Raw genomic sequence first — 19,269 nt, 5'->3', positions numbered from 1 at the left:
ATAAGCATGCCATTTTAGAAGCACCTTGTGTAACATATGTTTGACAACTCTAGATGTTTAAAGCCGTTTTAATAGGTCGAGCATATTCAAAGGACTGAATTTGTAGTATAATTGGTTTGAAAGCAGATTAAACATCTGGATTATAAGAACCGCTTTGTTACATCCATAAAAATGAGTCTTTCTTTTTAAATTTGTGTCGATACTTCATAGATTAGCAGACTCACTAGAACGTTTTCTTTAGTAAAAGTAGTTAATCTTATAATAATGCACTATGAAATAAGTAACTATGTAATTGCAGGATTTTAACTACAGTTTAAAAAGACTTAGTAAAAGAAAGGGAGAGATGATGATGATTCAGTTAAAAGTACAGTTGGTAGGGATTAAGAATCCTGCTATTTGGAGAAATATGATTGTGCCAGATAGGACGACCTTTTTTGAGTTACATTGCTTTATTCAATGTGCTTTTGGTTTAGAAGATAGACATTTATTTAGTTTCCAAAAATATGGTACTCAATTAGAGATTGATTTAGAGATTAACCGTGATTATGATTTTAGTGATGCAATAGCTAACCTTATAAAAAAAGACGCTGAAAAAACACTTGTTCTCCCATATTTATATGAATATAGTTCAATCAATTATACCTATGATTTTGGAGATAATTGGGAATTTAAGATTACTTTGATGAAAGAAGATGTAGCTAATGGGGGCATTTTTCCTCAGGTGGTTGCTTCTAAAGGTGAGAATATTCCCGAAGATTGTGGTGGTGTTGGAGGACTAGAGAATCTTCGTGAGTTATCAAAAACACCCGATAGCAAAGAATTTAAAAGGTTATGCGAATGGAATCCAAGTATTGGACAAGACTTTAACAAAGAGAATGTAAATCAAGAATTGCAAGATCTATATAATAAAAGAGAGGGTGCAATCTTATTGCCAGATCATGTCTATGATTTTTTAGACTTAGTTTAGTAAGTTATAGATAAAGTTTTATGAAGTGAAAGGGATGATTATCGTTTTCTTTTCGATAGGGTCAAAGAAATATATAGTTACCCTTTTTGAAATCGTTATGAGTGAATGTAATGACTATGAAAATCTTAATAACAAAAACATTAGAAAGGAAAACAGCCTAACTATTATTTAGAGAGTGCTTTAATGGGAAACTAAAGACATGATTAGTGGTATTGACGGGATCATGAACTTAGCTACTGCATCTGGCGAAGATTTAGCACTGACTTCAGATATTGTAACCGATACCATAGATGATACGGCTTTGGCGATTGGCTTGATGGCTAATGCGGGTATTAAATCCTCTCAAGCTGGTACCGCTCTAAGAAGAATAATGGTGGAATTACAAGGAGATTTAACTTTAACCAGTCTTATCAGGAAGTTAAAGACGAGTTAATCAAGGGTATCGCTCAACTAGATTTGATCATCATGGATTTGCAGGATAAGGTCGCTCATCTCAGCAAGGTTACTGAGTCCTATTCAATCTCAATAACTCATACCCTGAGAGCAGACGATTGGCAAGATATGATTATGCGAAGATGAATTTGATAGCAAGTGTTAAGCTGAAGCAGGTGCAGAAAAATATTGAAGTTACTCAGAAACGATTAAATAAATTTATTAATGAGTATGAGTAGCAAGTACGAGATTTAGAGAATCTTACTAGATTAATAAATTCCCCAGACTATAATGTCCAAAAAAACAAAGAAAATTCATTGAATTGATAATAAATTTTGTAATTTGGTTTTGTTCGGCGATAGTTTAAAAAATGTAAACGCTTGACTGAGGGAAAAATACTACGATATAGATGAGGACGGACTAAGTTTTCTTAACTATCTCATCATTTTTTAGGAGAAAATGATTATGAAGAAAAGAATTATAACTGCCCTTATGAGTGTCGCTGTTTTTTCTTGCATTATTGGAACAGCAGTTCCAGTATTTGCAGCCTCTGGTCATTGGAAATCGGTTATTAAGTGGGATGCAAATGGTGTTTCTGAAACAGGTTCTGTAAACCGTTCAAGTGTAACGACCTTTACTCTAAGAGTAATGGGGGCAAATGGTGATATTATTGGTACCAAGACGGTTCGCATAGGAAAAAATAAGAGTGATGTTCACGTATGTTGGGGACAACCGGCATTGGATAGATATGGAGAAGTTATCAATTCTAGTCCAGTCCATGACCCTTGGTTTAATAGCTAAAATATTAATATGATTTATTAGCTTGTCTAAATAGAAAACTTAGTCTGTTTTATAGTTATAGTGGTCTTTAAGGGGGATGCTATGATAAAACTTAGTAATATCAATAAAAAATATGGTAAGAGAGAAATTTTTCATCAATTAGACTTTACCATAGAATAATCCGGATTGATTTATACGGTCATTGGTGCGAGTGGTTCAGGCAAGACAACGCTTTTAAATATTATTTTTGGCTTAGATTTTGATTATGAGGGCGACTATTATTTATTTGAACGAAATGTCCGAGAATTAAAGCAAAAAGACTGGCAAACCATAAGAAATAGGGATTTACAGCTGGTTTTTCAAGATTATAAACTCACGGAGGGTTCGAGCGTTCTTGATAATTTAAAAAATGCAGGCGATTTTGATGATGGGGCTATAAAAGATGTGTTAATAAAATTAGATATTCTAGAATTCGCTGACCAGCGCGTAGCAGAATTAAGTGGTGGGCAAAAGCAACGTGTTGCGATTGCGCGAGCGATGCTGTTTAAACCTAAAATATTGCTGTTAGATGAACCAACCAGTGGTTTGGATGCTGAGACGACAGAAAAGTTGCTTGAATATCTAACTGCGATAAAAGATGCAGGGGTTACGGTTGTGATTATCAGTCATGATCACTTGATTATTGACTACTCGGATATTGTCTTAGAGATTGAAGAAAAAACATTAAAGAAGCGTCGTGAGGTGGAAAAAACTGAGACGGAAATGACCCCTTTCCGCCAGCCTACTGAGATAAAAAAGAAAAAGTTGGGGCGTTATATTTTATCATCCATGCGAGCTAATAAGTTTGAATTGTTATTGCTTGCTGTTCCGATAATGCTTATTTTTTCTTTGTTTATTTTAGGTTTTTCTTTTTATTACAGTATAGTAGTTGGCACTTATAATCGCATGTTTTCAGGTGTCTCTGACACGCTCATCATGATTGATACGCAAGAACTAAAAAATGATGTAACGGTCAAAAATCGTGAGAAAAATATTTCTTCGAGTTTAGATGGTCAGCGGATATATTTTTAGCAGGCAGATTATGAACATGTGCGCCAAATTAAAGGTGTTGAAGCTGTCGCTTTAACCTTAGGTCGTCAAATGGCACTGTCGGATAAAGATGGCTATGAAATTGATTTGACTTATGAAGTGGAAGAGTTGCCAGACATTTTAAAAAAGGATATTGGCTTTTTAAGTCAAGATACTAAGCTGACCTTTAAATTTTTAGGTTTGAGTAGTCCGAAAGCTTTTGCTAAAGATTACAATACCCAAAATATTACTTTACTTACAGGAGAATTTCCTCAAGATCAAAGTTTAGAAGTCATTTTACCTGATATTTTTGCGCAGATTTACTTTGGAAGTGATGATTTTGACCAATTTATAGGGCGTTCGATCAATTTATCTACATTTAAATATGGAGAAGCTACGAATTTGGTTGAGAGAAGTTACCAAGTGTCGGGTATTTATCGGAGTAACTATCAAGATACGCTTCAACCATCTTACGCTATTTATTTGGGCTGGGATGGCCAAGGTATTTTGGATGAAGAGACAGATTTTGCGCAAATGTATGAAGAGGATAAAAGCGCCTATATTGGTTCATCAAATGAAAATGCAGTCTATCTCTCAAATATATTTGAAACGCTTGATAGCTATAAAACAGCTGTTGGGTTGGGCTACACGACCCTGCTTGTTAAAGCGCAATCGCCGAAAGATGTTGAGACGATTTCTCAAAATTTAGAACAACTCTTTCCGAAATATCGACTGACCAGTCAGTTAAGTTGGAAAACAGGTGAGTATGCTAAGATTTATCAGTATGAGAGTAGAAAAATGCTGAGCATTGCATGTATTATCTCACTCACTTTAGGCTTGGTAATAACTTTTTTGAACAAAGGTTATTTTAGAAAAAGAAATCGGGAACTTGCTGTTTTGTATAGCTTAGGGTATAGCAGAGGTCAACTTGCTTGGCTGATTTTATGTGAAAATCTTATCGTCTTTCTTACCTGTCTAGGGTTAGCTTACGGTTTAGATAGACTCATTTATAATTTTTATCTGCGGCGAATACCCTATTTTTCAGGTTTGAGTGTGATGTTTACACCTCAAGTGATACGACTTATCACTTTACTTATCCTACTGATCACTTTAATTTCAGTCAGTTGGAATATGCGGGGTGTGAAATTAGGCAATCTAAAAAAATCTTTGAATAGCGTTTGATTGTAACTGGTTCTTTGTCAGTTGTATTGGGTTGGCTTATAATTAAGCACGAGAGGAGACGAATGTCGTCTTCTCTTTTGTGCTATTCAGGTTCTATAATAAATAGGATTGAAGGAAGAGTTTTTCTTCCATCAACCCTATTTGACATAGAGCCTTCTTTAATTGTCATTTATCCTTTAGAAATCACGATCATTCGAAAAATATTTACAATTATAAATAAGGCTTAAAAATTAAATGTGATATAAATCATCAAAGTCAAAAAGAATAAGAAGGGTTCAATATTTACAAAAATTGTATTTGGTTTTACTTTTTCAAAGAAGCTTAATCTTATTATTAAACTGGCCTCTAGAATGATTATCAGATAATAAATGATGAACAATCCAAATAAGAACATCCAACCTGCCATTACTGTTTCTCCATTCTGAAAAAAGAATATACCCAAGAATAAAGCCCAGATACATTTAAATACATTTACTAAACCTTCATAGGGATGGGATAATGTCGCCATCATATAGTTTGTTTGACTATCGCTTATTTTTTTATCTTCATTGTATTTTGATATAAATGCTAAATGACCAGTTTGTAGAGCCACTCCAACAACTAATAGAATTAAATAAACTGAACCAAACACACTTCCTACCAATAAAATATCTGAATCGAGCAATTGATAGAAGGCAAAGGGTAAGGGGAGCCACATGGTATACATGATGGCTTGCATTAAATGCAATAAAGCATACTCATTATTCTTTGCCATCTTTTTAAACGAAAGAAGAATGAGTAAAAACAGTAAAATGCCTAACCAACCTAGAACGATTGTTGAATATATCATTATAATCTCCTTAATTAAATTCTATTGTATCAAGTGATGGTTTTAACTTACTTTTTGTTTATAAAAGTTCTACTATTGAATGATCTTCGGTTGTGTCAAATTCATTGTTCATTCGACGTCATTTACACCTTTTCTACTTCATTTTATCATTGAATGATGTAGAAAAGACAATTTAATGTATCCACGAATATGACGATAGAAATTTAAAAACTCTCCTCTTTTACACCTAAATCAGTTGTATTATCAAAGAATTTTAGGGATTAAAATAGATTATCTAAGGATTGATCTAAATAGAAAGGCTATTATTATTTATCTTTAATATTCGGAAAACAGCTTGAAATGAAAAGATTTATTTAACTAGTAGATATCAATTATGCACTGTTAAGCGAATGTAATGATTAAAAAATAGGATTGATTAAAAATTCACTCATTGCTTGAATCTTTTAAACAAAAAGTCTTAATTAAATATAATGAAAGGGAATTACATTATGGGGTTTGAATGGAGTTCAGGTTAATCTAACTAAAGATAAAAGTAAAGAATATTATTTATATATACTAAGAAAAATCCGTGATAAGATCGTTTGATAAGCTAGTAAAAGAAAGTAACTTCTATTTTTCTTAGGCAAATAGTTTAGAAAAAACAAATATAATATATCTTAAATTCGAGACAATCGCATTAATAAGTAAATCATGAGTACGTTCAAATATCGATAACAAGGAGAAAAACATGTCAAATACTTTAAAAGAACAATAAGTCAGAGAACTTCTTATAAATGAGCTAACCTTAATTCTGTTTTTATTCCAATATTGATTAAAAATATTCTATCAGATATGCTCATATTAGCAATTAAAATTAAAGATACATTTAAATTGGATATAAATGGTAGCAGAAATCCTGATTTCTGCACAAAGGATGATTGAAATCTAAAATCTAGAACGTGTGGTAATTGGAGAGTAAGCGATCAAAATTCAAAAAAATCATATATAATTAGTGTTGGTGCCGGAGGAAACAACGAAGTAATATCTGCTTATGAGGTATCTGGAATCCAAAGAAATGAGATGAAAAAGAAAAAGATACAGTATTTTTCAAACCGAATCTGCAAGAGGGAGTACATTGCGAGAATTGGGGTTACACCATAAATCCTTACGAGATATAATATTTGGGTCAGGACAAGTAAAAAACTTATCAACTATTAGTTTAAAAATAGAGATTATTTGTATTCAAATTTTGATGTGGAAGTATGGATCATTTTCGCTCAGCTTGTTAGCTGACAATTTAGTCGGAATTAGTATACTTAGTAGGTTTTTATTTTAATTTTTCATGCTTAATAGGAGGAGTAATGTGGGAGATTGGCTTATACCCTGTAATATAAATAAACATGATCTATTTGGAGCATTTAATAAACTGAGTAGAGTGAGCTGGAAACAAAGCAAAAATATTTTAAAAGATGATATAGTTTATATTTATGTTTCAAAACCAATATCAGGAATAGTGTTTAAATGTATAGCAATAAAAGTTAACTTACCCAGTGCAACAATTAATGATGAAGAATTTGTGTTAGATGGAACAAATTATGAAAATTATGGAAGATATATGGAATTAGAATTAGTTAGAACTTATGATAAACCAGTTACACTGGACATACTCAAAGCTAATGGTTTAAAAGGAAATCCTCAGGGTCCACGTAGAATAACTGGAAGTTTATTAAATTTTCTGGAAAAATATCATGTCGGGAAAAACATTTTTGATTACGAATTAACTGAAAGAGAATATTTTGAGGGGAAAGCATCAAAAATATACGTAAATAAATTTGAAAGAAATAGTATGGCCAGAAAATTAGCAATTGAGTACCATGGATGTAAATGTTCTGTATGTGGTTTCGATTTTTATGAGAAATATGGTGAAATAGGTAAAGATTATATTCAAGTTCATCATGTTGTTCCAATTCATTCTATTGGGAACGAGTACAAAGTAAACTTTAAAGATGATTTGGTTCCTCTGTGTGCTAATTGTCATGTCATGGTACATCAAAAAATAAATGGACAAGAATTAACAGTTAAAGAATTGAGAAATATTTTTATTGAAAATATTAAATAAGACAAAATTTTACAGTCAAAGATCATAGTTCTCATATCATTATGCATCAATACTTTAACCCCGACACATGTTGAGATGGAGACTCTTTTATCCAAACTAGATGTCAACAAACATATAAAAGCGAAACTAGATATGGGTGAATTAGATGTAACAGCATCTGAGAATAAGGCTACTTATGAAGTAATCAAGAACTATGTTTTAAATAAACACGATATGAAGGTTTCTAATCTTTATATATCGCAAGTAAAAAAAGAAATACGGACTTGAAGTCGCTAAAAATTATAACGTTTCGAAGAAAGAAAATCCTATTGATCCTAATTGTCCATCTTAAAAAGAAGAAGCGATTAGGGAAGCTTTATTGCATTTTAAGATGATTTAATATGAAAACATAAAAAAGTGCTTTTGATTGTATTGCCCCCCTAATTCCGTGTCTGGATATAGGGGGCTGTACATTAAGCAGCATAAGAAATATAAGCTTGCAGCTGGAAAAAGCTAAGTTCATTCTAATTTCTTGTGGAGCAAGACTAGCTCCTTTTGATATCAAGGAGTTAAGAGACTTGATGAAAGAAGATGACCTAGCTTTAGATACGATAGGGGATAAGAAGACAGCACTTTTTGTAATAATTTCTGATACAGATGACACCTTTAACTTTGTCGTATTCATGATGTATTCTCAGCTATTTAACCTACTATGTGATAAGTCAGATGATTTTTATGGCGGACGACTTCCTGGTCATGTCAGATTCTTATTAGACGAGTTTGCCAATATCGGTTTGATTCCAAAATTTGAAAAGCTGATTGACACCATTCGTTCAAGGGAGATTTCAGCAAGTATTATCCTACAAGCTCAATCTCAACTAAAAGCAATTTATAAGGATCACGCCGATACCATTATTGGCAACTGTGATTCGATGATTTTCTTAGGTGGTAAAGAGAAAACCACGCTAAAAGAACTATCAGAAAGTTTAGTCAAAGAAACCATCGATCTTTATAACACTTCAGAAAACAGGTCAACACAAAAGAGTTTTGGACTGAACTATCAAAAGACAGGCAAAGACTTAATGAGCCAAGATGAGATAACTGTAATGGATGGTAGCAAGTGCATCCTACAATTAAGAGGCGTTAGACCGTTCCTATCTGAAAAGTATGACATTACAAAACATGTGAATTATAGACAACTTGAGGATTTTGATCAGAAGAATGCTTTTGATGTTGAGAAGTATATGGAAAGGAAGGATAAGCTAAAGCTAAAGGAAGAGACTAAAGTTGTACGAATATAGTTTAAAAGCAATAAAGATCAAGTGAAGTATCAAAAACACGTAAAAAGAGAAAACAACAAAAAAATATAATATAAATATACTGGACTATTTGAAGAATAAAGAACAAAAAACAATAAAAAATAAAAAAACACCAAAATAAACTTGACCGTTCAAAATTGTTGTGCTATATTATATTTAATAAAAGTTTTAATTGTATTAATTGATAAAGGGGTGGTAATTATTAAGGATATACATTACATCACGGATTTAGAACAATTAAAAGCTTTAAGCGATCCATTAAGAGTAAATATAATAACTGCTCTTGGAACAGGGAAAAAAAATTCTCAACAATTAGCAAAAACCCTCAAAGTACCTAGAACTAGGGTTCATTATCATTTGAATTTATTAGAAAAAATAGGTATTATTGAAGTTGTTGATACTGATTTAGTAAATGGAATAGTGCAAAAATATTACTACCCTACAGCAAGGGCTTTTGTACCTTCACCAAATATTTTTCAAAAATTGTTTAGTGATGACACAATTGAATTTGTAATTGACAAAGACAAACTTGATGATTTTTTGAAAGAATATCAAGGATTAATAGAAAAGTATTCCACAGAAAAACAAGAGAATACAAACACAATAGTCTTAAGTTTACTGAAGATATGATTTTACTACGGCTCGATAGCGGGCCGTAAAAAAATAAGCAAACTGTAAAAATGATTTTAACGTAATAATAAATACGTTCGATAAATATAATTACAACAGAGGAAGGAATTATAATGTTTAAAAATAAAGATTTTTTATTATTATTGATTGGAAGATTTATTACAAATTTTGGGGATAGTATATATACTATAGCTACAATGTCTTTAGTTTATTCAATGACAGGATCTAGTTATTATACTGGTCTAGCCCTTTTTCTAACTTCATCAACGGCTATTGTACAAGTTATTCTGTCACCCCTTTTAGATAAGATAAATATGAAGAAGTTTTTAGTAATAACCCAAACTATACAAGGGTTTTTATTATTAATAATAGTTTATTTACTTAAAAATAATATCCTTAATGTCTATTATTTGCTTGGTATAATGACTCTTGTTAGTTTGATAAACCAACTGGTTTATCCAGGACAACTATCAATATTACCTAAAATAGTAAATCAGGAAAATTTGGTCAAGGCAAATTCATTATTCTCGATTGCCTACCAAGGAAGTGACGCAATTTTCAATGCTTTAAGTGGTTTTGTTATTTCGGTTTTCGGATTTATGGCAACCTACTATATTGACAGTGCTACATTTTTTATTAATGCCATCCTATTTGTTTTTTTATCTAAAACATTAGGAGCAATTAATGATCAGTCTAAGTTTACGCTAAAAGGACATTTTCGAGAATTAAAAAATGGGCTGAAAATTTGGAAAAATCAGCATTTAAAGGCTATTTTAGTGGGGATTATATTAATTAACTTTGCTGGAACTGCAATATTTGCGACTTTGCCAGAGTTTACGCTAGATGAATCTTTCTATGGAATATTATTAAGTGCTTCAGGGATTGGCGTTATGATTGGCTCAATACTTGCAAACCAAGATTTTATAAAAAAGATAAGCTTAGGAAAAATTTACATTATTTTTATACTCACTACAGGCTTACTATGGATGTTAATGCCAATGTTTGATTTGTCTACACTAAAGGGAAAAACAATGGCTTTTCTAACATTTTTAGGGGGATGGTCATTGATAGGAATTTTAAATATTTATTCTCAAACGATTGTTCAAATGATCGTTCCAAAAAATGAACTAGGGGTAGCTCTTTCTTCTATGATAGGAGTTTCTGTAGCACTTGCACCTCTAGGAGCCTTAACATCGGGTTTATTAAGCAGATACTATACTGTACAAACTATAATTATATCATCAGCTGGATTAATTATATTGGTTGGACTTTATTGGTTGTGTAATAAGAATATTAGAAATTTGGGACATCTAAATGATTTTCATAATGAGATGAGAACTAAATGTTGAGAGATACAATAAATTTTAGAGAACCAACGGATGAGGATATGGAATTTCTAAAATCCATATACAATGATAAAACTATAAAAGAAATGTCTTTAAACGTTAGTGTTGAAGACATAGGAGAAAAGGAGATACTAAAAACAATAAATAGAGTTAAAGAAACCGAAAATAAAGTGTTAGAATTTACAATTTCGACGCATGGTGATTGCAATTTTAGATGCAGATATTGTTTTGAAAAATTTAAAAATATAAAGATGATTGAAGAGACTGAAAATTCTATTTTAAAGTTTACTAAAGAACTTTTTAATAATAATGAAATACAGAGTTTTCATGTATCTTGGTTTGGTGGTGAGCCTCTTCTAGGATTGAAAATAATTAAAAATCTTTCTAAAAAATGCAAGTCTATGTGATTACAGGAAGAGATTACTTATTCAGCAAGTATAACAACAAATGGATATATTCTTGGTGATCGTATATTTAAGCAATTAGTATTAGATTATAGTGTAAGTAGTTTTCAAATCACAATTGATGGTAACGAAAAAAGTCATGATTTTCAAAGAGTATTAAGAAACGGCAAAGGTTCTTATCAAAGAATATTGCAAAACCTTCAAAATATGCATAATAGTGATATTGATTTTTCTGCTAATCAACGTTTTAATATTTCTAAAGAAAATTTTGATGGAATAAAATTCCACCAAAATAAACAAAATATTTTCCAATAAAGGCAAATGGAAAATATCTTGATAGATGACAAGAGAGTCATAGAAAAAGTAAATTTCCAAAAGATGTACTTGATTATGTAGCTATTAAGATAAATGAACATTGGTCTCCTGAGCAAATATCAAATAGGATGACAGAATTAATTGTAGAAACCCCCTCAACAACAATATATAGAATGACATATTCCAAAAAACTGCTAAAAACGTGCATGAAAAAGTTAAGGATGAAAGGGAAATTTAAAAGACCGGCAGAAAAAAGAGGAAAATTTAATGATAAAGGAAGAGTTATTAACAAAAGATCTAAGGAAATATATAAAAGACAAGAATTAGGTCATTGGGAAACGGAGACAGTAGAGTCAGGTAGATTAGATCATAAAAGAAAAAGCAAATATTGTTTTGTAACACTGACAGAAAGAAGATCCAGATATTACATAGCGATATTAATAGAAAATAGAAAGTCGGAAAATGTCACACCGGCAATCATTAATGCTCTAAAAGATTTCCCCAAAGAGCTTGTAAAAACAATAACATTTGACAGAGGCGAAGAATATTCAGAATTTGAGAAAACAGAAGAGGAATTAGGCTGTAAGACATATTTCTATGATCCTTAGTGTGCATGGCAAAAGGTACAAATGAAAACAGCAATGAGCTTTTAAGAGAGTTTTATCCTAAAGAAATGGTTTTGTCAAAAGTAAGTAAAGATGGTTTACACTATAACTTAGAGCTAATGAAAAATAGACCAAGGAAATGTATAAAATATAAAACACCTAAAGAAGAACTTTTTTGATTCTTACTATAGGTGTTTTATTTGAGTTGACAATTCGTCATTACAAATAGAATGTAGAGAAAAAGTTTGTCCTAAATTATCTGATTAGAAGATCTTTAAAAGTACATTCTAGTTCGAAATAAATTTGTCAAAAAAAGATTTGACATTACTTACTTTGTTAAAAGTGACAATGAAAAGTTCTAAAAATGAAAAAGTAAGGACAGAATAATTAAAAAAACAATCCACTAGAAAGCATAAGGTCGATCAGGGGAAAAGATTTTTCAAAAGATTGTGAAATGACTAAAGAATTAAACTTAGCAGAGTCTTCTTTCCTTTTATCACATCATCCCTGCTACAGAGCTATAAGCAAGATAATAAAAAGATTACTAAGAGAATCCTTCCACAAAAAAGGATATAGATTAATCAGATGACGATGTTGAAGCAAAGATGAAAGAAATTAGTTTAAGAGCTCGCAAATATTTAGGATAGAAAATGCTTATTTGGTTTTCCATTCTGTTGAGTTGCAGTGGACTTGGAAATTCAAGTAAAAAATAAACTAAAGATCTATGGAATCTTAGAAGGCCAAAACAGTAAATATATTTTGCCAATTACAATTTTAGATCAACTAAGTTTTCAAATTTGTTTTGACATGCAAATCTTACTTTAAAATTTAATTTACAGCTTCGCTCACAACCTTATCATAAGGGTTCCCTCTCTTAGCCATAAGATGTTCTATTTTAAAATCGGATAAAATAGTATCTGTTTTAGAATAGGATATTCTTTTTCTCTATCAGAATAAAAGCATATCATATCACTTTATGAATATTTAGATCCTAAAAGTGCCTTTTCTATAAGCGCAGAACCTTTGTTAGACCAGCAAAACAACACATAACTTTCCTGTTATATAATACAGTTAATATACTCTTAAATTTATATTTGTTAACTATCTTAACATAGGACAGATGACTCAAAGTCAAAACAAATTCTGTATTAGTCAGATACTAAGCTGTTTTCATACATTATCCTAAATATCCTTCTTTTAGAAATTTGATACTCTAGATTTTTAAGCTCTACTTTAATTCTTCTCGTGCAGTAGTTATTCTTACTTCTATGAAATATTTTATTCTATTTAAGAATCCTCATAGGGAGACTTAGACTTTTTAATGATAGTAAAATAGTTTTCTTAATCCCCTTAAACATTTTCCCATAGTATAAATTCTATATTTCATTTTATTGGTTAAAATCAAGTCTATTTTTCCTATTTTAGTGTGGCTAGCTTTAAAATATTATTTTTATTTCAAGTTGCTGATTTCTTTTCCTTAGCTCAACGAATATTTTTGCAAACTCTGTCATTTGTTCCTTAGTATTGAAGGATTGATCTTTATAATACCTTACCACCATTGTCTTATAGTTGATGGAGATAATCTATGATCTTCACATAGTTTTCTATAAGTATCATTATTTTGGTTATATAAGTTAATCAATTGCTTCTTTAAATTTTACTCATAGTATTTTGATATGTTTTCTCCACCTAATATTGTTAAATATTGAACGGATAAAACTTGCCCTATTTATTATGGTTATATCTAATAAAATATGAATATATTAACGAAATAATTTAACACATTGGTTATAAATTTAATTTTCAAAGAAACACGAATTATTAACTTGACAAAAAAAAGATTGTAAGATAAACTGAACATAGTTCATTGAACTGTATTTAATGGGTGGGGTTTAGTAAAAAAGATAATGGATTGTAGTTTTAAAATTATAGGGAGAGTGTCTGATGAAATATGATGAAGTAAATTTAGAAGAGTCGAAGTCGAATCGGGATATTCAGGCAGAGTTATCAAAGCAAAAACTGTTTAATAGTGCTTTTGAGTTATTTTCTAAAAGACCTTATCATAAGGTAAAAATTAGAGATATTTGCAATGATGCTGGTGTTAGTGTTGGTTTGTTTTATCATTATTTTTTGAGTAAGGAAGCCTTATATAATGAGACTTTTGTTTATTATATGAATCATGATAAGAGGAGCTATGATGTTGATTCCAGTAATCCAATAGATTCTATAAAAAGAATTATTGCGACTAATATTTCAGGCTTTGTTGAAATGGGACCTATTTTTACGAATAAATTTTTAGTCAATGAACTCTTAACGAATTATGAATATTTGAATGATGATAGTAGAAAGTTCAATAAGGCTATTATTCAATGTATCGATAATGCGATTGAGCATGAATTATTATATGGAAATCAAGGAGAAATTGCGCAAGATATTTTTCATGTTTTGAAAGGCATAGGTTTTAACTGGGCAATAAATGGAGGTAATTTTGATTTTATTGCTGCTTGTATTCGAATGGTGGATATCATTATTGCTAATTATAGTGTGTAAAGATTGGGTCAATTCATACTTATTAAATCACTATAAACTGTAATTTGTTTAAATAAGCGCTTATCCGAATTAGATTGAATACTATAATAGAAAAGTGAATTGCTTTCCTAAAGTAAATAATAATTATTGAGTGTTAGAAAGGGGAAAAAATATGTGTACAGGTGTTAAGATTACATCAAAAGAAAACAATGTGTATTGGGGAAGAACGCAAGAATTTAATATGGATCTAGATTATTCAGGTTGTGTCGTTCCTAGAAACTACGAAGTTAAGGATGCGCTATCTTCATTTGTAACAAAGTATGCAGTTTTAGGTGTCGGAGTGAAGCAAATTCCTTATATAATTGCAGACGGTGTTAATGAAAAAGGACTTTGTGGAGGAACATTCTACTTTGCCAATTATTTCCATTATAGTGAGGCAAATGAAGTTGAAGAAACGGGCCGTTTGGCTTTAGCGGGAGCTGAATTTGTAACTTATGCATTGAGCATGTATTCATCCGTAGATGAGGTTAGAAAAAATGCGAACAAAGATGTTGCTATTGCATTTGCTGATAGAATAGCAGGTATTCCGCAACATTTTGTTTTTCAAGATAATACAGGGGATTCTATAGTTGTAGAACCTTCTAAAAAGGGAGAATTTGTTATTATTGATAATCCGGTAGGAATTTTTACGAATGCTCCTACTTTTGATTGGCATCTTACAAATCTTCAAAATTATGCTGGCATCAAGCAGGTTAAAGATGAGGGATTTGACTACAATGGATTTGAAGTTTTTTCTCCAGGATTAGGATCTGGTTTACGTGGACTTCCAGGAGATTTCACACCTCAGTCTAGATTCATCAGAGCTTTTTATTTGAAAGCCCTTTCATCTGAAGTCAATAATGATAAGGCTGTTGAACTTATTTTTCATATTTTAAATAGTTTTGATGCACCAAAAGGGATAATGTATGTATCTGGTGAAACAGATCTGCAATACACTCAATATACGAGTGCCTACGATATTGAAAAAGCAGAGCTATTTGTACACACTTACGACAATAGAACGATTCAAACGTTGAAGTTAGCAGACTTTGATTTGGATAAAGATGAAGTAGTTCATTATCCACTTGTTGAAAAACAACAATATTTAGATTTAAAAAAAGAATCAAAAGAAACCATTTTTTAATGGATTGATGAAAGGCAGATAGCTATGAACAAAAAAAGTGAAACTCAACAAAGTAAATTTAACTGGCTTCCATTGATTATTTTGATGATTACACAAATCGGTACAACTGGAGACAATGCGGTTCTAAGTATTGCAACAAAATCAATTATTGAGACATTTAGTGTCACTATGAATGAAATACAATTAGCAAATATGATGTATCCTATGATAGCAGGTTCATTTATGATTACTAGTGGAATGTTAGGTATCTCCTTTGGTTTTAAGAATGTATTTAGAGTTGGTGCTATTTTAGCGACAATAGGTGAATTAACATTGGCATTAACGAATAATATTACCATTTTCATTTGGGTAGGAAGAGTGTTGGTTGGTTTTGGTGGCAGTTTGATGATTCCAGCTGTTTTAGGTTTAATTCCTGAAATTTATAAATCTTCTAAGCATAGAGCTATAGCATTTGGTTCTATTGGAGCTGCTTCTGGGATTGCTACAATTGCTCCTTTGTTGTTAGGTATTATTATGGATCAGGTAGGTTATAAGCTTACTTTTGGCATAATGGCTGCTTATTTCTTTATTATTCTTTTGGGATCATATTTTATTCCGAATACAGATCGGGTACAAACTAAACTAAAGCTTGATGTTCAAGGGATAGTAATGGCAGCAGTAGGTTTATTTACTTTTTTAATTGGTCTATCAAAAATTTCAAAATGGGGCTTAATTACACCAGCAGATCCACCTTTCACTATATTTGGAATATCTCCTGCATTGCCTTTAGTGGTTTTAGGAATTGTAATTCTTATTGCATTAGTATTTGTGGAGAAAAAAATTGAAGAGAAAAATGGTTTTGCATTATTACCACAGTCGTTTATTAAGAATAGACAAGTGAGAAATGGATTATATGGTTCGGCATTTATTTTCTTAATTATGGGTGCCTACAATGTCGTAGTTATACCTTATGTTCAGATTATGGAAGGATTTGATGCAACCAAAACTAGTTTATTAACAATGGCTTTTGGTGTTACGTTATTTTTATTTTCATTTTTTATTCCTAAATTCGCACAGAACATTAAATCTAAAACCATATTAAGATTGGGTTATTTAGTAGTGGCATTGTCAATTGTTCCGCTGTTATTGGCGATAGGAGACGGTTCTACAAACATTTCATTGTTTTCTATTGGAATTTTAATAATGGGAGCTGGCGAAGGGTTAGTAAGTTCAAGATGTAATGTTGTTGTTGCGAATGCTGTAAATGAAAGGGATGCAAAGCAATCAGGAGGGATACAGGCAACTTCTAGAAATGTGGGTCAGGCCTTTGGTGCTGCATTAATAGGGACTATTTTATTATTCTCAGTAACTATGATGACCAACAACATTGTTGATAAAAAAGTATCAGAACTATCTGCGGAGACGGTTCAAGTAATTGCAGAACAAGAGCAACATCAGTATGTTAATGATCAGCAATATAATGAGTTCTTAGAAGCTAATAATATAATGGGAGAAGATAAAGTTAAGATGGAAGAAATTAATGATGTTGTACGAGTGAAGTCTACGAAAGTAGCATTAGGTGCGATTGGAATAATTTCATTAATTTTCTTATTAGGAACAAGAGGTATTAAAGAGTAGATTGATGTGCATCTCTCTGGTTCAATTATTTTGGGTCGCTCTAGCAATTTATCCATATGTAGCAGGAGTTCTTTTATAATGTTTCAGAGAGTGATATTGTCTGAAAGGAAGGTTTAAAATATGAGAAACAATATTTTTTTAAATTTTTCTAATGGAAGAGTGCTTTTTTTTCTATGTTTATTCTCTATGTTACTTGTTGTGGGTCATATATGTGTTTTTATAAGGAGAGCATGGAAAGAAGCTAAAAATGTAGGGATAAGCAAGAATGATTTAAAACAAATGGTAATTAATTCTATTCTTTCGGCAATACTACCAACACTATCATCAATAATATTTTTAATTATGTTGACTCCTATTTTGGGAAGGTTTTTCTCTTGGCTAAGATTATCAGTCATAGGCAGTGCGAGCTATGAATATTTAGCAGCTGATATTGCCTCTAAAGCCCTTAATATTTCAGGTATAAACAGTTCGGATATATCCTTGAAAAACTTGATAACTATAATGTTGGCAATGTCTATAGGCATATCTTCGGGACCAATTGTCAATATATTATTTTTTAAGCCGTATTATAGTAAATTACAAATTGCGGCACAGAAGAAAAAAAGCTTTAAACAATATATTGGAATATCATTAATGATGACAATGATGACTGTTTTATTAGTTCCTAGAGTATTATATTTCGAAAATAGATTGGCAATGGCTACTACTATTTTTTCGGCTATTTTAGTTTATATTTTAGAATTAATTGGTAGGAATGAGAAAGTAAGAGTGCTGAAAGATTTTTCATACCCAATAAGTATATTAGCTGGAGTTGTGTTTGCAATAGTTTTAGGAAATACTATTCTAGTCTAAATACATTATATTAGGAGTGAGTTTATGACAGAAGAAAAAAGTCAAGCCAAAAAGGCAGATACGAATGAGGGATATTTTGCAAATTCTGATTATATGAGATGGATTCACAAGGTGGGAAGAATATCCACTTTTATCAGTCTGGCTGGTTTAATATCAGTTCCTTTATTCTCAGCATGGATTACAGGAATATCCATTAATTTTGATGATTTAGCTTTAGCTTTGGCCAGTTTAACAGCTTTTATTGTCCTTGGAGGAGTCGAACCTTTCTCATATGCTCCTATTCTTGGTGCGTCAGGAACTTATATAGGATTCATTACGGGAAGAATTAATGTATGTTTTGGTCCGATTGTGGCTAATTTGGATAAATTAAATGCAGAGCCAAATAGTAAAGAACATGAGATAATATCAAGTATTGTAACAGGTGTAATGTCTTTAACAGGATTGGTACTAATGACATTAGCTATGATTTTTCTAGGCTTCTTTTCATCATTCTTAAGTAATCCGATATTGCAACCGGGATATGATAATATGGTCTTTGCAATGATAGGAGCATTTTCTGTACCTATGATAATGAGGACACCAAAATTAGCCATAGCTCCAGCTACTTTCATGCTTATTTTAAGTATATTGCTGAGTTCAAGTGTTGTTTTAAGACAACAGAGTATTATTTTACCACTGATGCTTTTATTTATTTTACCGGTTAACTATTTTCTTTATAAAAGAGGACTATTTGAGGAAAAGTAGTATCCAAGAGTTTGAAAAATGAGAATGTAATATTTAGTAAGCTGTATCTAAATTCATATATTAATAGTAAGTTGGTAGATTGTTAAGGGCTGTTGCAAAAGGTATAAAATAGGCGAGGAATAAGGTGTACCCCTAAATTTGAATATAGATTTAGGGGTTTTTCATGTCAAAATATAAATTTGAAATATAAGGTGAATTGTAAAATGAACTTAGCCATATAAATTAGAAAAAGAGCCAGTGAGTCTGCTAATCTATGTAGTAACAACACAGACATAGAATAGCAGACTCCACATGGCTCAAACCGAGCAATCGCCCGATTACTTGGGCGTTCACCTCAGACCATTCATACAAAAGTGAAACGCGGGACAGTTACTCAGAAACGCAAACAAT

At 31.3% G+C, this 19,269-nt stretch carries 18 protein-coding genes and 3 pseudogenes; 19 read left to right on the top strand and 2 right to left on the bottom strand.

Features of this window, described 5'->3' with window-relative positions; all coding sequences use genetic code 11:
* Positions 1-349: 349 nt before the first annotated feature.
* The 6 genes from ACQV2P_RS07735 (at position 350) to ACQV2P_RS07710 (ending at position 4,429) form a co-directional block, all read left to right on the top strand.
* Positions 350-967 (top strand): plasmid pRiA4b ORF-3 family protein, encoded by a 618-nt coding sequence (locus tag ACQV2P_RS07735; protein WP_428884974.1) that lies wholly within the window; start codon positions 350-352, stop codon positions 965-967.
* Between the two features lie 199 nt (positions 968-1,166).
* A complete protein-coding gene (locus ACQV2P_RS07730; protein WP_428873545.1) occupies positions 1,167-1,400 on the top strand; it encodes a hypothetical protein in 234 nt (77 codons plus the stop codon).
* Positions 1,401-1,518: 118 nt separating this feature from the next.
* On the top strand, positions 1,519-1,638 hold the full coding sequence (locus ACQV2P_RS07725; RefSeq protein WP_428873546.1) for a hypothetical protein: 120 nt from the start codon (positions 1,519-1,521) through the stop codon (positions 1,636-1,638).
* 226 nt (positions 1,639-1,864) lie between these two features.
* On the top strand, positions 1,865-2,200 hold the full coding sequence (locus ACQV2P_RS07720) for a hypothetical protein (protein WP_428894842.1): 336 nt from the start codon (positions 1,865-1,867) through the stop codon (positions 2,198-2,200).
* A 165-nt stretch (positions 2,201-2,365) separates the two neighbouring features.
* Positions 2,366-3,250: an ABC transporter ATP-binding protein gene (locus ACQV2P_RS07715; protein WP_428894841.1), complete on the top strand. Its 885-nt coding sequence runs from the start codon at positions 2,366-2,368 to the stop codon at positions 3,248-3,250.
* Between the two features lie 18 nt (positions 3,251-3,268).
* The gene (locus ACQV2P_RS07710; protein ID WP_428894840.1) at positions 3,269-4,429 is read left to right on the top strand and encodes an ABC transporter permease; all 1,161 of its coding nucleotides are present in this window, start codon (positions 3,269-3,271) and stop codon (positions 4,427-4,429) included.
* Between the two features lie 223 nt (positions 4,430-4,652).
* On the opposite strand, the gene ACQV2P_RS07705 is transcribed toward ACQV2P_RS07710, so the two are convergent.
* Positions 4,653-5,258 carry a hypothetical protein gene (locus ACQV2P_RS07705; RefSeq protein ID WP_428894839.1) on the bottom strand — a complete coding sequence of 202 codons (606 nt, stop codon included), beginning with the start codon at positions 5,256-5,258 and terminating at the stop codon, positions 4,653-4,655.
* A gap of 1,342 nt (positions 5,259-6,600) precedes the next feature.
* On the opposite strand from ACQV2P_RS07705, the gene ACQV2P_RS07700 reads away from it, so the two are divergent.
* The 7 genes and pseudogenes from ACQV2P_RS07700 to ACQV2P_RS07670 all read left to right on the top strand — a co-directional run bounded on the left by ACQV2P_RS07700 (position 6,601) and on the right by ACQV2P_RS07670 (position 12,133).
* On the top strand, positions 6,601-7,356 hold the full coding sequence (locus ACQV2P_RS07700; protein ID WP_428894838.1) for an HNH endonuclease: 756 nt from the start codon (positions 6,601-6,603) through the stop codon (positions 7,354-7,356).
* A gap of 451 nt (positions 7,357-7,807) precedes the next feature.
* Positions 7,808-8,636: pseudogene (locus tag ACQV2P_RS07695) on the top strand (VirD4-like conjugal transfer protein, CD1115 family); the annotation flags it as partial.
* Between the two features lie 141 nt (positions 8,637-8,777).
* Complete coding sequence (locus ACQV2P_RS07690; protein ID WP_428894837.1) at positions 8,778-9,284, top strand: ArsR/SmtB family transcription factor; 507 nt, start codon at positions 8,778-8,780, stop codon at positions 9,282-9,284.
* A gap of 113 nt (positions 9,285-9,397) precedes the next feature.
* The gene (locus tag ACQV2P_RS07685) at positions 9,398-10,633 is read left to right on the top strand and encodes an MFS transporter (protein ID WP_428894836.1); all 1,236 of its coding nucleotides are present in this window, start codon (positions 9,398-9,400) and stop codon (positions 10,631-10,633) included.
* Positions 10,627-11,037, top strand: a complete 411-nt coding sequence (locus ACQV2P_RS07680) for a radical SAM protein (RefSeq protein ID WP_428894835.1) — start codon at positions 10,627-10,629, stop codon at positions 11,035-11,037. The genes ACQV2P_RS07685 and ACQV2P_RS07680 overlap by 7 nt, the downstream gene beginning before the upstream one ends.
* A 356-nt stretch (positions 11,038-11,393) precedes the next feature.
* Positions 11,394-11,957: pseudogene (locus ACQV2P_RS07675) on the top strand (IS30 family transposase); the annotation flags it as partial.
* Positions 11,958-11,962: 5 nt separating this feature from the next.
* Complete coding sequence (locus ACQV2P_RS07670) at positions 11,963-12,133, top strand: hypothetical protein (protein WP_428894834.1); 171 nt, start codon at positions 11,963-11,965, stop codon at positions 12,131-12,133.
* A 969-nt stretch (positions 12,134-13,102) separates the two neighbouring features.
* On the opposite strand, the gene ACQV2P_RS07665 is transcribed toward ACQV2P_RS07670, so the two are convergent.
* Positions 13,103-13,231: a hypothetical protein gene (locus tag ACQV2P_RS07665; RefSeq protein ID WP_428894843.1), complete on the bottom strand. Its 129-nt coding sequence runs from the start codon at positions 13,229-13,231 to the stop codon at positions 13,103-13,105.
* Between the two features lie 667 nt (positions 13,232-13,898).
* On the opposite strand from ACQV2P_RS07665, the gene ACQV2P_RS07660 reads away from it, so the two are divergent.
* From ACQV2P_RS07660 to ACQV2P_RS07635, 6 genes and pseudogenes are all read left to right on the top strand, one after another.
* The gene (locus ACQV2P_RS07660) at positions 13,899-14,504 is read left to right on the top strand and encodes a TetR/AcrR family transcriptional regulator (RefSeq protein WP_428893156.1); all 606 of its coding nucleotides are present in this window, start codon (positions 13,899-13,901) and stop codon (positions 14,502-14,504) included.
* 151 nt (positions 14,505-14,655) lie between these two features.
* Positions 14,656-15,666: a linear amide C-N hydrolase gene (locus ACQV2P_RS07655; RefSeq protein WP_428894833.1), complete on the top strand. Its 1,011-nt coding sequence runs from the start codon at positions 14,656-14,658 to the stop codon at positions 15,664-15,666.
* Between the two features lie 24 nt (positions 15,667-15,690).
* A complete protein-coding gene (locus tag ACQV2P_RS07650; RefSeq protein WP_428894832.1) occupies positions 15,691-17,283 on the top strand; it encodes an MFS transporter in 1,593 nt (530 codons plus the stop codon).
* A gap of 120 nt (positions 17,284-17,403) precedes the next feature.
* The gene (locus ACQV2P_RS07645) at positions 17,404-18,135 is read left to right on the top strand and encodes a DUF5058 family protein (RefSeq protein ID WP_428893159.1); all 732 of its coding nucleotides are present in this window, start codon (positions 17,404-17,406) and stop codon (positions 18,133-18,135) included.
* Between the two features lie 24 nt (positions 18,136-18,159).
* Entirely contained in the window at positions 18,160-18,879 is a 720-nt protein-coding gene (locus ACQV2P_RS07640; RefSeq protein ID WP_428894831.1) for a hypothetical protein, read from the top strand.
* 296 nt (positions 18,880-19,175) lie between these two features.
* A pseudogene (locus ACQV2P_RS07635) lies at positions 19,176-19,269 on the top strand (helix-turn-helix domain-containing protein); the annotation flags it as partial.

This window comes from Facklamia sp. P12932 (assembly GCF_050409545.1).
Classification (GTDB): domain Bacteria; phylum Bacillota; class Bacilli; order Lactobacillales; family Aerococcaceae; genus Facklamia.
This window is presented reverse-complemented; position numbering and strand designations above follow the sequence as displayed.

What these genes read in the sequence shown, in the direction of transcription:
- ACQV2P_RS07730 (WP_428873545.1), top strand. Translation starts at nt 1,167, where the DNA reads ATGATTAGTGGTATTGACGGGATCATGAACTTAGCTACTGCATCTGGC.
- ACQV2P_RS07685 (WP_428894836.1), top strand. Translation starts at nt 9,398, where the DNA reads ATGTTTAAAAATAAAGATTTTTTATTATTATTGATTGGAAGATTTATT.
- ACQV2P_RS07645 (WP_428893159.1), top strand. Translation starts at nt 17,404, where the DNA reads ATGAGAAACAATATTTTTTTAAATTTTTCTAATGGAAGAGTGCTTTTT.
- ACQV2P_RS07720 (WP_428894842.1), top strand. Translation starts at nt 1,865, where the DNA reads ATGAAGAAAAGAATTATAACTGCCCTTATGAGTGTCGCTGTTTTTTCT.
- ACQV2P_RS07735 (WP_428884974.1), top strand. Translation starts at nt 350, where the DNA reads ATGATTCAGTTAAAAGTACAGTTGGTAGGGATTAAGAATCCTGCTATT.
- ACQV2P_RS07670 (WP_428894834.1), top strand. Translation starts at nt 11,963, where the DNA reads ATGGCAAAAGGTACAAATGAAAACAGCAATGAGCTTTTAAGAGAGTTT.
- ACQV2P_RS07705 (WP_428894839.1), bottom strand. Translation starts at nt 5,258, where the DNA reads ATGATATATTCAACAATCGTTCTAGGTTGGTTAGGCATTTTACTGTTT.
- ACQV2P_RS07640 (WP_428894831.1), top strand. Translation starts at nt 18,160, where the DNA reads ATGACAGAAGAAAAAAGTCAAGCCAAAAAGGCAGATACGAATGAGGGA.
- ACQV2P_RS07655 (WP_428894833.1), top strand. Translation starts at nt 14,656, where the DNA reads ATGTGTACAGGTGTTAAGATTACATCAAAAGAAAACAATGTGTATTGG.
- ACQV2P_RS07650 (WP_428894832.1), top strand. Translation starts at nt 15,691, where the DNA reads ATGAACAAAAAAAGTGAAACTCAACAAAGTAAATTTAACTGGCTTCCA.
- ACQV2P_RS07660 (WP_428893156.1), top strand. Translation starts at nt 13,899, where the DNA reads ATGAAATATGATGAAGTAAATTTAGAAGAGTCGAAGTCGAATCGGGAT.
- ACQV2P_RS07680 (WP_428894835.1), top strand. Translation starts at nt 10,627, where the DNA reads ATGTTGAGAGATACAATAAATTTTAGAGAACCAACGGATGAGGATATG.